Genomic DNA, 13,429 nt, shown 5'->3' with positions numbered 1-13,429 from the left:
GTAAATGCAAATAAGAAAAATTACGAATTACCTTATAAAACAGTATCCTTTGGAAAATAAGGAAGAATGAGATCCTGCTGGTTGATCATTAAAATTTAACCTTAGTGAAAAGATAAATGGCATAGTAGTTGCTCTTGATTTAACTTCTGAAATATTAGAAAAAGCTCTGTGCTTAAATGCAAATTTAATTATTACCCATCATCCATTTAAGTTTTATAAAACCTGAGAAGAAGAGTTTATAAATGCTCCTTATAAAAGTCAAATTTTAAAAACTCTTAAACAAAAGCGTATTAATGTTTTATGCTTGCACACCAACTATGACAATCATAAATTTGGCACTAGTTTTCAAATTGCAAAAATGCTTGATTTAGAGCAAAACATAGCCCATTTTGAAAATTCAAACTATCCGATAGCAATTAAAAATGTCAATTTTAAATTTAAAGAATTAGTTTTGCTTATTAACCAAAAATTGAATCTGCACCAAATGCGCACTAACATTGATTTTGACGAATCAAAAAACAAAATTATCAAAAACATTGCAGTTTTTTCAGGTTCTGGTGCAATAAGCGAAATAAGCAAAGTTGATTGCACATATGATTTAATTATCACTAGTGATATTAAATGAAGTGACTGACTAACATACAAAGAACTTAAAATTCCAATACTAGAAATAAGTCATTTAGACGAGCAAGTGTTTATTTATGATATTTATAATCAATTAAGCAGTAATTTTAGAGATATTACAATTACACTAGTAGAAATAAAAAGCGAGCCTTATAGAAATTTATAGGCTCTTTTTTATATTTTTTGCACATTTACATATTATTTTTTCATATTTAATTTTAAGTATTAAATAAAGTTTAAAATTTTTTTACTATATTAAATTGGAGGACTTATATGAAGATTATTTTAGTGGGAGCAAACCACGCAGGAACTTCATTTATCAGGACAGTTAAAACCGTAAATAAAGACGTGCAAATTACAGCTTATGACAGAAACACAAATGTGTCATTTTTAGGTTGTGGTATAGCAGTTTGAGTAGGTGGTGAATTTAGTCAACCAGATGGTCTATTTTACTCATCTCCTGAAATTTTAAGAGACAAATATGGTGTTGACTTAAAAACTGAACATGAAGTAATTAAAATTAACAAAGACAAAAAAGAAGTAGTTGTTAAGAATCTAAAAACTGGTGAAGAATTTACAGATACTTATGACAAATTAGTATTTGCTGGTGGTACATGACCAATTGAACCTAAGATTCCAGGTATTGAATACAATAATATTGTTCTTTCAAAATTATTCCAACACGCTCAACACTTAGTTGAATTAGCAAACAATGACAAAATTAAAAATGTTGTTGTAGTTGGCGCTGGATATATTGGAAATGAACTTACAGAAGCATTTTGACAAAAAGGCAAAAACGTTACTTTAATCGACAACAACCCTAGAGTTATTGGAAACTACTTTGACCCTGAATTTACAAATATTATGGAAACTAATATTAAAAATGAAGGTGTTAAGTTAGCACTTGGCGAAATGGTTAAAGAATTTAAATCAACTAACGGAAAAGATGTTTCATCTGTTGTTACTGACAAAGGCGAACATGCTGCTGATTTAGTAATAATGAGTGTTGGCTTTAGACCAAGAACAGAAATGGTTGATGCTGAAAAATTACCTAATGGTGCTATTAAAGTAAATAACTTCCAACAAATCTTAGGCGATGAAAACATCTATGCAATTGGTGATTCATCAGCTATTAAACACAGTGTAACAGGCAACCACTCTCACGTTGCTTTAGCAACAAATGCTGTTAAAACTGGTGTTGTAGCTGCACTACACATTGCAGGATTAAATGTACCATTCCCAGGTGTTGCTGGAACAAATGCTATTAATGTTTTTGGTTGCCACTACACAAGTACAGGTTTCACCGAAGAAGCTGCTAGAAGAAACGGGCTTACAGATGTAGCTAGTGTATACTTTGAAGACTTTGACCGTCCAGAATTTATGAGTACATCAGAAAAAGTTGCATGTAAGATCGTTTATGACACAAAGACACTAAAATTAGTTGGAGCTCAAATTGGCTCATGAGGAAATTCAATCCACACTGAAACAATTTTCATGTTAGCTCTAGCTATCCAAAAAGGACTAACACTTCCTGAAATTGCTCTTACTGACGTTTACTTCTTGCCACACTTCAACAAGCCATTTAACTTCGTTTTAGTTCCTATTTTAAAAGCATTAGGAATTGACTACAAATACTAATAATAGTAATTGACAACTATAAAGAAGCATCATCACTATCTTGATGAGCTTCTTTTGTTTATTGGCTTATTAGCCTATAAAACAGCATTCAAGGGATGTTTTGTTTTTTGAACCAGAACACAAAAACTTGTTTTTAGTAAGTTGATTAAAATTTATTTTGCTTACCTTTTAACTAATGCTAGTTTTCTAAATTTAGAGATTAGCTCACACACAAAAATATATTTACCTTATGCCCACTAAAAAGTATAAAATTTACATAATAAGCAAAGTTTTTGCTCATAAATTAAGATGCTTAATTTAAAATTTTATTATTTAACTATATATAGGAATTGTTTATACTTTTAGCCATGAATTTAAAAAAAATATTTGAAATGCAAAGAGAATTAGATAAAGCAATTATCAATCGTAATGATGTTGATGCTTCAAACAGTAAAATAACTCAAGCTGAATTTGATGAAATGAAATTGCTAGCAACTTTGGTAGAAACTGCTGAATTTGCTAATGAAGTTCAATCGTTTAAATATTGAAAAGCAAACAAAACAGTCAACCGTGAAAAAGCTTTAGAAGAATTTGCTGATATACTTCATTTTATTGGCTCTTTTGCATACAAATATAATGTCGAACCTGATATTGAACCTCTAATATTATCTAACAATGTAAACAGACAAATTTGTTTATTGTTTAGTACAATCAGTAGCGCAATTAATAATTTAAATAAATATGTTATAGCGCAAATGCTAGCAATTGCCCTTGGCGTTGCTAAGTTATTAAATTATTCAGAAGATGAAATAATTCACTGATATTATGTGAAAAACAAGAAAAACTACGAAAGAATAAAAGAACGATACTAATTAAATAAAGGAGCAATTGTGAAAAAAACATTTAATAAATTTATGTCATTAGGCCTTCCATTAGTCACTGCTCCTTTTATTGCGGCTCAGTGTGTAAATAACCAAATAGTTAATACTAAAGGTAACTATACTGTTAATAGACATGCTTTTGTTAATGCTGTTCAATACTATGAACATATTGGTAAAGAAGGCATAGACACTTACTATTTTAATAATAACAGAATTCCTTATGTATCTGTAAAACAGGCTCTTTCAGCTTTAAACGGTGTGGTAAATACTGATTTAATCCAAATGGGAGAACCCCCTTATAATTTCTTGCATAGACAAAATTATCAAATTTATAGGGCTAATGGTGCTACATTAAAATTTGACTGAGAAAATGACACAATTGAAATTAGTGATCCTAGAGTTTTTGGCATCCTAAGTGGCAAAAAAACCTTAGGCTTTATGCATAGTTTAACACCGTTGCAATTTAAAAGCAGCTATATTGATGGTAAGCCACATAGCATTAAGTTTGATTTAAAAAAATATAACTGAAAAGTCCATGCAATAAACAAAGAGCCTATAATTCCTTTATTTGTTTTCAACTTACTATTTTTAAGCCAAAACTATTATAATTTGCGCTTTAACGGCTCAGAATACTATGGTGTTGATATAGACACAACTATTAGAACAACACCAGAAGCATTAAGCGAAATAACTAATAAATTTAAATTTACTCCTGAAACAGCTGCTCAAAGACAAGATGCCTTTCAGTCATTAAGATTCGTTTTTGATAATTTTTATGGACTTGCTGAAGAGAAAAAGTTTGACAAAGTTGGCTTTGAAAGTTGATTAGATCCAAGCATTAAAAAAGATATACTTAACAAAAACCCTTTAATTTACAACAAAGGCTATTTTAAAGCCTTACACGGCCAAATTAATGAATTACACACCTCAGTAAGACAATTTAATTACTATGCACCATTAGACTATTCAGATGGCGAATTTATTAAAAGTCTAGTGGATAAGTCACTACTTGAATATAGAGAAAAAGTTAATCCAGATTTTAAATCAAGATGACTAAACGCAAATGAGCTAAAACTTAAACTAGGTAATCTTAGAGATAAAGCAGTATTTAGTGATTCTATTGGCTCAAGACGTTTATTAAAAGTTGGTGAATATAATGGCAGACCTGCAATAATTGAAAGCAACACTCCTGTTGTAAGATTTTTACCTGATAATAAGAGTGCTGTTATTACTTTGGACAGCTTTAATACTATTTCAGCAGAAGAGCTTACTGGTGATCCTGAAAAGCATTATATGGCCGATTCATTTGAATTAATGAAATACGCGCTTGATGTGATTGAAAGAAGGGAGTTAGCAACTCACTCTAAAATAAGTAATATTATTTTAGACATTTCACAAAATGGTGGTGGTAATATTGCTGCACTGTATAGACTAATTGGCCTAATTAAAGGAAAGCAGGACAGGAAAGCTTATTCGTATGCTTATAATACGCTCACTAAAACGCTAGAAGAATCAGTTTATAGAGCTGAAATACCGCAAAAGTATTTAAATAAAGACTATAAATGATTCTTATTAACTAGCAATCTAAGTTTTAGTGCTGCTAATGCTTTAGTAGCTTATACAGCAGCTGATAAATTAAGTCCATCTAGTTCAAAAGTGCAAGTTATTGGACAAAAAACAGGTGGTGGTGCTTGTGCTATTATTCCAATTGTGCTTTCGGATGGGACAATGATTGTTGTTAGCTCAAACACTAAAATTGTTACAAAATCAGACGAAAAGCACTATGTTTCAGTCGAAAACGGTTTTGAAGTGCCTGCTGAAAACCAGTTAAATTACGAAGACTTTTATAATGATAACGCTTTAGCTGAGCTAATAGCAAAAAAATAGCCAGGAAAAAGCCTTGGCTATTTTTTTTATTTTATTAATTACATTGACTTGCTCATTTGTTCAGCGACTTCAGCAGCAAAGTCTGTTTCTTTTTTTTCAATACCTTCACCAAGACCAAATCTTATTGCTTTAATTAATCTTAATTTGAGTTCTTTTAGGTATTGTTGAACTGTTTTAGACTCATCCATAATAAGCTTTTGTGAAAGAAGTGTAACTTCAGAAATCTTTTTGTCCACAAAGCCTTTTCTAATTGTTTCTTGGATTTTTTCAGGTTTGTCACTAAAGCCTGCTGGTTCTTTGAATTCTGAAGCAAATTTTTCTAATACGCTGCCTGGAATATCTTCAGCAAAAATATATTCAGGATTCATTGCACTTAGGTGCATAGCTACATTTCTAGCAGCTTCAGCATCTGAACCTTCTGTAAGCATAATTGCACCAATTTTTCCGTTAATGTGAACAAAGGTTGAAACTGATTGGTTTGTACCTGCATCAATTAAAACAAAACGTCTTAATTCGATTTTTTCACCACATTTAGCGCTGTATGATGAAATTGCATCAGCTAGTATTTCTTCTGAATTAGCTAATTTAAGTGCTAAAGCTGCTTCAGCACCATTTTCTTTAACTAATTCAAAATTCGCAACGATTGTTTGTGCAACAGTGTTTGCTAATGCCACAAACTCTTCACCATGTGCCACAAAGTCTGTTTCACAGTTTAATTCAACTAAAACTGCTCTTTCATTATTGCCTGCTTCAACTAAAAGTCCATCTGCTGAAATTCTATTCGCTTTTGAAGCTGCTTTAATTTTTCCATTTTTCTTTAAAAATGAAATAGCTTCTTCAACGTCTCAATTTGAAACTTCTAGTGCTTTTTTACAGTCAGACATTCCGGCTGCTGTTCTTTCACGAAGTTCCTTAATTAGAGCCATTTTATCCATAATACTACCTCTTTAGTTGTTATAAAAATACTACAATATTATTTTATTTGAATTATTCAGCAACTTCAGTGCTTGTTGTAGTTTTTTCTACAGTTTTAACACCTTCAGCACTATTTTGTTCAAAACTTCTTCTTTGGTTCATAAATCTTGGATTTAAAGTTTTGTCAGTTTTGAACTCAGGCAATATAACTTTGTCATCACCTTGGTAAGCAAATTTAGCTTTTCCGCCACGAGCTGTAGCAATAGCATCAGCTAGGATTGTCATAATTAAAGTAATACTTTTAGCTGAATCATCATTTGCAGGAATACCAAAGTCAACAGCATCAGGGTTTGAGTTTGAGTCTAAAATACCAATAACTTTAACACCTTTGCTTCTAGCTTCTTTAACTGCTATAGCATCAACATTAGGATCAGCTACAATCATAAATGAAGGAAGACTTTGCATTTTTCTTATACCATCAAGATTTTTGTGCAATTTGTCCAATTCTTTTTGTTTGATAAGACCTTCTTTTTTAGTGTAGCCTTGGAATTTTTTAGCAGCTTGTGCTTCTAATTCTTCCATTACTTTAACTCTTTTGAAAATTGTAGAAGCGTTTGTTAATGTACCACCTAGCCATCTTTCTGATACATAGAAACTGCCAGTTCTTAAAGCATTATCTTTAATTGTGTCTTTAGCTTGTTTTTTAGTACCAACAAAAATGAATGTTGTTCTAGGGTTTTTTGCAACAAATTTATTTAAAATGTTGTAAGCAAATTCTAAACGTTGTAGTGTAACGTTTGTGTTAATCATGTGCATTCCACGTTTTGATTGAGGGTATAGAAATTCCTTCATTTTAGGATTTCACATACTCTTTTTGTGACCAAAATATGTGCCAGCTTCTAATAATTTTTCTCTAGAAACAATAGTAGGTTTAACTTCTTTTGAAGCTTTTGAATCATCAGCTTTTTCAGCCATATTATTTTCAGCTGTAGTAGCTTGTTCAACTTTTAAGTTTTCGTTTTCCATAAAATAAAATTCCTTTAGTTTGTTATATCTTCCCATTACTTCTAACGCCTAGCACCCTTTCTCCAGGCACACCCAAGCGAATCCATAATAGTGTAATAATTTGATATCAAATTTAATTAAAAATTCTTTTTAATTATAAAGCAAAACACAAAAAATAAGGCAATTTTGACTAAAAAATTGTTCGAATTTTTGCTTACTTGTAACAGATTCATTAAGAACAAAAATTTGCTTAATTCTTTCTTCAAATTCACTTGATTTAGCAACGTGATAATTTACTATTTCAATGTTGTCAAATGCTTGATTAGTTGGTTATGTGAATTTTGTTTTCATGCTAATCCATCTGAAATTAAAATGAAATAGTTACCAGTTTCGCGTAGTTCGTTTTTTCTGTTTATATAGCTCTCTATTATTTCATTTGGCTTTGAGCCACCTGTTTCAAAATAATTTAATTCAATATTTAATGCTTTCCCATTTTTAACTAATACAATATCAGCTATTTTATTATGCAATCCATCAGTGAACTTTAAGTTGTCATTTTCTATGTCTTTAAATCTAACTTGCTTATAGAAAGTTAAATTGTATTTTGATGCTACTGATATTATTAAATTTTCACACAGTACCTGAAAATTTTGACCACTTCTATTTTTTCGACCATGTGTATCTAAACCGACCAATGTCCCTGTTAAATAGTCTATTACATTTCTTTTTAAAATGTCAGTAAACAAATTTTTTAGTCCTGTTTTTTTAAAAAAAGTTAAGATATTTTTCTATTTCATCAAAGGACAATTTATCCTGAGCTACAAAAAATTCTATGTCATTGACAACTTGATTCTCGTTGTCAAATATTTCTAACTTTGTGTGTCTGTTTACTAAATGTTCTCTATCCTGCTTTGATAATGCTAATAAAAATGGAAAAGTCTGCACAACAGATGGGAGCTTTGATAGTAAGGTAATAAAACTGTCGTCAAAATTATTGGCCTTAGATATTAATGAATTTAAAGCATTAAATTCTACTTCTAATTGTTCTGGCAATTTAACATTTTGTCAATTTACAAAATAAGCATAGTTTTTGTTTGTTGGTAATAATGTTTCAACAAAATAATCAATTTTATTACTCATTAACTTCCTTTATATAATTTGTAATTATAACTTCTTCCCCCTACTCTTTTGCTTGCATTAGAATTAATTAGTCTTTTTGCTTTTATGACTGTGATATAGTAATCTCTGTATAAATCCCTAATTAATTCAGTGTTGTGATTTGTAAGCATTAGATAACAACCTTTTTTATCTAATTCTTTAAATACTTTAGCCAATCTTTTATGATCATCTAAAGTAAATCCATCTTTTGTATATGAAGTAAATGTACTGTTATTAAGTGGTTGCATATGGGCTGTCAAAAAAGACAAAATCACCTTTTGATGCAGTTTTAACAGCCATTTCAAAATCCGTATTTGTTATAACTTTGTTTTGTAATCATTCACTTGCTTTTAAAATATTGTCTTTATCAAATGATCTTATGTTTTCTTTATTATTAAAAGGTACATTAAACAATCCTTTTGAATTCACTCGATATAGACCATTGAAACAGCGCTTATTTAGGTAAATAAATAATGCAGCATGTAAAACATCATATTTACCATTTTGAATCTTTTCATTAAAAAGATTTCTGCATTCATAATAATCACTTTTGGAAGTGAATTTATTATCTAATTCACTTAGCTTATTTAACAATTCATTTGGACTGTCTTTGACTATTTTATAGGTATGAATTAAACTTTTGTTAATGTCATTTATATAACTAACTTGGTTTATTTTAAGCGAAAATAATAGAGCTCCTGCACCAACAAAAGGCTCATAATAATTATTAAATTTAAATGGAATTTTGTTTAAAATTTCATCTAATAACTGACGTTTTCCGCCTGCTCATTTTACAAAAGGACTTGGAGTAGTTGATGATGACATACATTAATTTTACTAATAAAATTGATGTTTTTAAATAGATAAATTTTCAGTTACTACTTGATTATTTAATGTATATCTAAAATGCTATTTTTGTTGTGTATATTTTGTATTTTAGAAATATACTTAACAATAATTTGTTAATTTATTCAGTGCTTTATTAGCAATTTTCTTAAACAGAACATTGAAGTGTCAAATCTCATTCCAAACATTTTGTGCAAAATCTTTTGAAATTCCAATTTATTCTGTAAATTTCCCAAAAATACTATTTTATAGTGCAAAAAACAATACTAACACATTTGTATGATGAAAAGTAATGATGCTCTGTTTTCATAAATATTTGCACAAAATATTGTAACTAATACATAATATATAATTTTAATTGACAAGGGTGCTGTAAAAGGCTGAGATTATACCTATGAGTTGATCACGGTAATTCGTGCGTATCTCGATCTTTATTTTTAATATCCCTCTTGTCGAAGGATATTTTTTTATCCTAATATTTAACAAATTATTGAGGATACATTATGAAAAGAAATAAATTGTTACTATCATTTGGATCACTATCAGTTTTTAGTGCAATTCCATTTATTGCTGCTAAATGTGATGATACAAGTGAAAAAGATAACAAAAATCCAATTAATCCAGGTAACCCTGGTGACACAACTGAAAACCAAGTTGTAAAAGTTGAACTTGATAAATTAAGTGACAAAGTTAAACAGGAATTAAATAAATTGGCTAAAGATGGTGTGACAAAAGCACAAGTTGTTACTGCTCTTAAAACAGAAAAAGGCTTAGAAAACCTAACTGAATCTGACTTAGCAAAAGTTGAATTTAAAAACAATAAATTAACTATTGAAGCTAATAATGAATCAAAATTAGTTTTAGGAACATATGAATATAGCGCTCAAAAACAAACACCAGATGTAGTTATTGACTTATCTAAAGTTCAAGTAAATGGTGAAACAAAAAAACTTTTAAAAGCTGAAGCTAAAGAAAAACCAGATAAAGCTAAAGTTCTTGCTGCTCTTAAAAAAGATAATAATTTTGCTAAACTAACTGAAAGTGACTTTGAAGTTTCATTCAAAGATAGTACTTTGACTGTAAAAGCAGCTCCAAATTCAAAAGTTATTAAGGGCGAACTAAGCATTTCAAGCAAGACAGAATTAGATAATATTACCTTGACTGAAGAAGTTAAAAAGGGGTTACAAACTGAAACAACAAAGAGCCAACTTAAAACAGAAGACATTGTTAGTGTTCTAAAGAAACTTCTTGAATTAAAAGATTTAGATTCTAAGGATGTTGAAATTAAAAAAGAAAGCAACAAGCTAACCATTGCTGCTAAAGGTACATCAGCTAAATTTACTGGTACATTAAACTTTGTATTTAAGGTAATGTTGAATATGGTTATGACTGAAGATATTAAAAAGGAACTTCAATCAGAAGCCAAATACAAGCCAAATACATCTAATGTTGTAAATATTCTAAAAAAGATACCTGGATTAGTAACACTTAAAACTGATGATGTAAAAGTTGAATTCGACACAGGAAAACTTGTTATAAGTGCTTCTGAAACTTCTGATCTAATTATGGGTACAGTTTCTATTTGAAAATAGTGCTTCAATAAAAATTAACCTATTAACCTATAATTTTGATGAAAAAACAAAGATGAATCTTCTTGCATCATTTGATGAAAAAAATGATGAAGAGAATAATTCAAGTAAGACTAGTGTTTGATTCACTCTAAACAACTTATTTAAAAATGGTTTAGAAGATGATGACTTTGATTTAGAGATTGATAAAAGCAATGGCACAATAACTATAACAGCTTCAAAAGATTCAAAGAGACTTGAAGGTAAATTTACACTTAGCAAAAATAAAAGCAACTCTGTCCAAAATGGGAAAGTTGATTTAAGCAAACTTAAACTTGATGAAAATTTTGTAAAAGAATTTTTAGAAGAATTTGAAGATGGTAATTTTGCTAGTCTATCAGCTGTTAAGCTACTAAAAAAGGTTAAGGAACTAGAAAAAATAACTAAGAATGACATTGAAAAAATTGAAGCTGAAAAGGACAGCACAGCAACTACAAACAATGCACAAGACGTTTACAAAAAAGTAACAATTAAAGCAAGTGCTTCGTCAAAATTAATCTCAGGAACACTAGTAATTGAGAAAAAAGCTAAATAAATTCAAAGCCCTTTAGAGGAACTAAATGAAAGCAAAAAAATACTTAAAAAGACATCTTTTTATTGCTCCTTTATTTATTGCAGCTCCCTTAATTGCTGCAAAATGTGGCAATTATGAACCTAGCACTAAAGTGCTCTATGACCTTCATAGACTAAAGCTTGAATCAGTAGAAGATGAATCATTAGAGCTTATTAAAAACTATGAAAATAATCTTTCAAATTTTTGAAGCGACAGACAAGCTTTAAGAGCACTAAATAAAGTAGCTGAGCAAGTTAAACAAATTGAAAATAAGGCTGAACAAGAATTAAAAGAATATGTTAAAGATACTAATAGTGCTGTAGAACAGGAAGATCCGGAAGAAAAGGACCCTTCTGTTCTTACAGCCAAAAAAGCTTTAGCAAAGTTTGACAGAAATTCAAAAGAAGTCAAAATTCCTGCTGAATTTACTAAAATTGGCAAAAATGCTTTTAGCACTTTTTACAATTTAGAAAAAGTAGAATTTCATGATGCTATTACTATAATAGATCAAGGTGCTTTTGATAACACTAATTTAGACAGCATAACTTTACCTAAGAATCTACAAGTTTTGGGTGGCTTTGCTAATACATTTATTAAAAACTTAGATATTCCGCAAAGTGTTAGCAAAATCTTAAAAGGTTCATTTGATAATACTAAGATTGCAACTGTAAAATTACCAGATAAGCTAACTGAATTAGGTGGCTTTAAAGCTACAAGCATTAGAGAATTAAGTTTCCCTGAAACTTTAACTAAGATACATGAAAACTCATTTGACGAAACTCCTATAACAAAACTCAAATTTAATAAAAACTTAAAAGTTTTAGGAGGATTTAATACTCTACATAATTTAGAAGAAATTGAATTTAATGACCAATTAGAAGAAATTTTAGATGAAAGTTTTTTAAACTTTAATCTAACTGAATTAAAGCTTCCTAATTCACTAAAAGTGCTCGGTGGTTTTAAAAAATCTAATATTAATAACTTGACACTCAATGATGGACTAATTGAAATAAAGCCTAATGCTTTTGCTGAATCAAGAGGTATTAAAAGAATTGACTTACCAGAATCACTTAAAAAATTAGGTGGTTTTGAAAATACTAGCATTTTAGTGCTAAAGCTGCCTCAAAAACTTGAATCTATTTCAAAAAACGCTTTTGATAAAACTTTAATAGATAGTATTACTCTGCCTGATTCTTTAGTTTCATTTGGTGGCTTTGCTGAAACAGCTATTTCTGAAATTAACTTGCCTAAAAACTTATTACACATTGAACCTAATACTTTAGATTTGAGAGTGCCACAGGCTAAAGAAAATGAATTAATATTGCCTGAAAAATTAATTTCTTTTGGTGGTTTTAAAAACTGAAATATAAAAGAAATTACTCTTCCTGAATCACTTAAAGATATATGAGCTGAAACATTAGATTATAGTGCTATTTCTACTCTTTATTTACCTAAGAATCTTCACTCTTTTGGTGGTTTTGCTGGCACTAAAATTAAAAATATTTTACTGCCTGAGCAACTTAAAGTAATTCATAAAAATACTTTGGATGGAACAGAGCTTAAAGAAGTCAAATTGCCTAGTAAATTAGAGACTTTGGGCGGTTTTGCAAGTACTTTAATTACTAAATTAAAAACACCAAAATCACTTAAAGTTATTCATAAAGAATCATTTAGAAACTCTAAATTAAATAGAATTAGATTGAACAAAGGACTAACTGAATTAGCTGGTTTTGAAAACCTAGTTAATGTTGAAGTAATTACTCTACCTGAAACACTAAAAATAATTCATGACGGCACTTTTTCGAATAACAGATTAAAAGAAATTAAGTTGCCTAGTCATTTAAAAGTACTTGGTGGCTTTTCAGGCAAAGAGTCTGGAATTAAAGAAGTTATTTTGCCTGAATCACTAGAAGTTATTACTAATAGTGCGTTTAAATACAATCCACATATTACTAAAATTAAGTTACCTAAAAACTTAGTTGAGATAAATGGTTTTAACTCAACTAACATTAGCGAATTGATAATTCCTGAAAAGGTAATTAAAGTAGGTGGGTTTAATGAAACACTAATTAAAGATATCAAACTACCTGAAAACTTAGAATCATTTGAAGGTTTTCATGAAAGCAAGATTAAAAAGTTAATCTTGCCAAAGTTTATTAGATTTACTGATATAAGCAAATCGCACTGAGGCGCTTTAGAAGAAATCGAAGTTTATAGTAAATATCTAGTTAAGAGCAAATGATGAAATGATATGAAGGAAGACGATTTTAACCAATTAATTAAATTGGTTGATAAAACTAATGTTAATTAATAAA

13 protein-coding genes are annotated in these 13,429 nt (G+C 29.5%); 7 read left to right on the top strand and 6 right to left on the bottom strand.

Going from position 1 to position 13,429, the window contains the following annotated elements:
• Window positions 1-4: 4 nt before the first annotated feature.
• From MAG_RS01385 to MAG_RS01365, 4 genes are all read left to right on the top strand, one after another.
• Window positions 5-790: a Nif3-like dinuclear metal center hexameric protein gene (locus MAG_RS01385; RefSeq protein WP_011949440.1), complete on the top strand. Its 786-nt coding sequence runs from the start codon at window positions 5-7 to the stop codon at window positions 788-790.
• Window positions 791-897: 107 nt separating this feature from the next.
• Window positions 898-2,262, top strand: coding sequence for an FAD-dependent oxidoreductase (locus MAG_RS01380; RefSeq protein WP_011949439.1), 1,365 nt, complete (start codon window positions 898-900; stop codon window positions 2,260-2,262).
• Between the two features lie 347 nt (window positions 2,263-2,609).
• Window positions 2,610-3,113, top strand: coding sequence for a dUTP diphosphatase (locus tag MAG_RS01370; RefSeq protein WP_011949438.1), 504 nt, complete (start codon window positions 2,610-2,612; stop codon window positions 3,111-3,113).
• 18 nt (window positions 3,114-3,131) lie between these two features.
• Window positions 3,132-5,009: a S41 family peptidase gene (locus MAG_RS01365; protein WP_011949437.1), complete on the top strand. Its 1,878-nt coding sequence runs from the start codon at window positions 3,132-3,134 to the stop codon at window positions 5,007-5,009.
• A gap of 38 nt (window positions 5,010-5,047) precedes the next feature.
• On the opposite strand, the gene tsf is transcribed toward MAG_RS01365, so the two are convergent.
• From tsf to MAG_RS01345, 6 genes are all read right to left on the bottom strand, one after another.
• A complete protein-coding gene (gene tsf, locus MAG_RS01360; protein ID WP_011949436.1) occupies window positions 5,048-5,944 on the bottom strand; it encodes a translation elongation factor Ts in 897 nt (298 codons plus the stop codon).
• Between the two features lie 52 nt (window positions 5,945-5,996).
• Entirely contained in the window at window positions 5,997-6,950 is a 954-nt protein-coding gene (rpsB, locus tag MAG_RS01355; protein ID WP_004024415.1) for a 30S ribosomal protein S2, read from the bottom strand.
• Between the two features lie 275 nt (window positions 6,951-7,225).
• Window positions 7,226-7,675, bottom strand: a complete 450-nt coding sequence (locus MAG_RS04520; protein WP_011949435.1) for a DpnII family type II restriction endonuclease — start codon at window positions 7,673-7,675, stop codon at window positions 7,226-7,228.
• 19 nt (window positions 7,676-7,694) lie between these two features.
• On the bottom strand, window positions 7,695-8,069 hold the full coding sequence (locus tag MAG_RS04515; RefSeq protein WP_011949434.1) for a DpnII family type II restriction endonuclease: 375 nt from the start codon (window positions 8,067-8,069) through the stop codon (window positions 7,695-7,697).
• Complete coding sequence (locus MAG_RS04510) at window positions 8,069-8,347, bottom strand: DNA adenine methylase (RefSeq protein ID WP_268952599.1); 279 nt, start codon at window positions 8,345-8,347, stop codon at window positions 8,069-8,071. Before MAG_RS04510 ends, MAG_RS04515 begins: the two co-directional genes overlap by 1 nt.
• A complete protein-coding gene (locus MAG_RS01345) occupies window positions 8,322-8,912 on the bottom strand; it encodes a DNA adenine methylase (protein WP_011949432.1) in 591 nt (196 codons plus the stop codon). Before MAG_RS01345 ends, MAG_RS04510 begins: the two co-directional genes overlap by 26 nt.
• A 524-nt stretch (window positions 8,913-9,436) precedes the next feature.
• Here MAG_RS01345 and MAG_RS01340 point away from each other — a divergent pair.
• From MAG_RS01340 to MAG_RS01335, 3 genes are read left to right on the top strand one after another with little or no spacing between them, the layout of a single operon-like run.
• Window positions 9,437-10,525 carry a variable surface lipoprotein gene (locus MAG_RS01340; RefSeq protein ID WP_011949431.1) on the top strand — a complete coding sequence of 363 codons (1,089 nt, stop codon included), beginning with the start codon at window positions 9,437-9,439 and terminating at the stop codon, window positions 10,523-10,525.
• Between the two features lie 52 nt (window positions 10,526-10,577).
• Window positions 10,578-11,096: a hypothetical protein gene (locus MAG_RS04290; RefSeq protein ID WP_011949430.1), complete on the top strand. Its 519-nt coding sequence runs from the start codon at window positions 10,578-10,580 to the stop codon at window positions 11,094-11,096.
• A gap of 25 nt (window positions 11,097-11,121) precedes the next feature.
• Window positions 11,122-13,425: a leucine-rich repeat domain-containing protein gene (locus tag MAG_RS01335; protein WP_011949429.1), complete on the top strand. Its 2,304-nt coding sequence runs from the start codon at window positions 11,122-11,124 to the stop codon at window positions 13,423-13,425.
• The last annotated feature ends 4 nt before the right edge of the window (window positions 13,426-13,429 follow it).

This window comes from Mycoplasmopsis agalactiae PG2 (assembly GCF_000063605.1).
Taxonomy (GTDB): domain Bacteria; phylum Bacillota_I; class Bacilli_A; order Mycoplasmatales; family Metamycoplasmataceae; genus Mycoplasmopsis; species Mycoplasmopsis agalactiae.
This window is presented reverse-complemented; position numbering and strand designations above follow the sequence as displayed.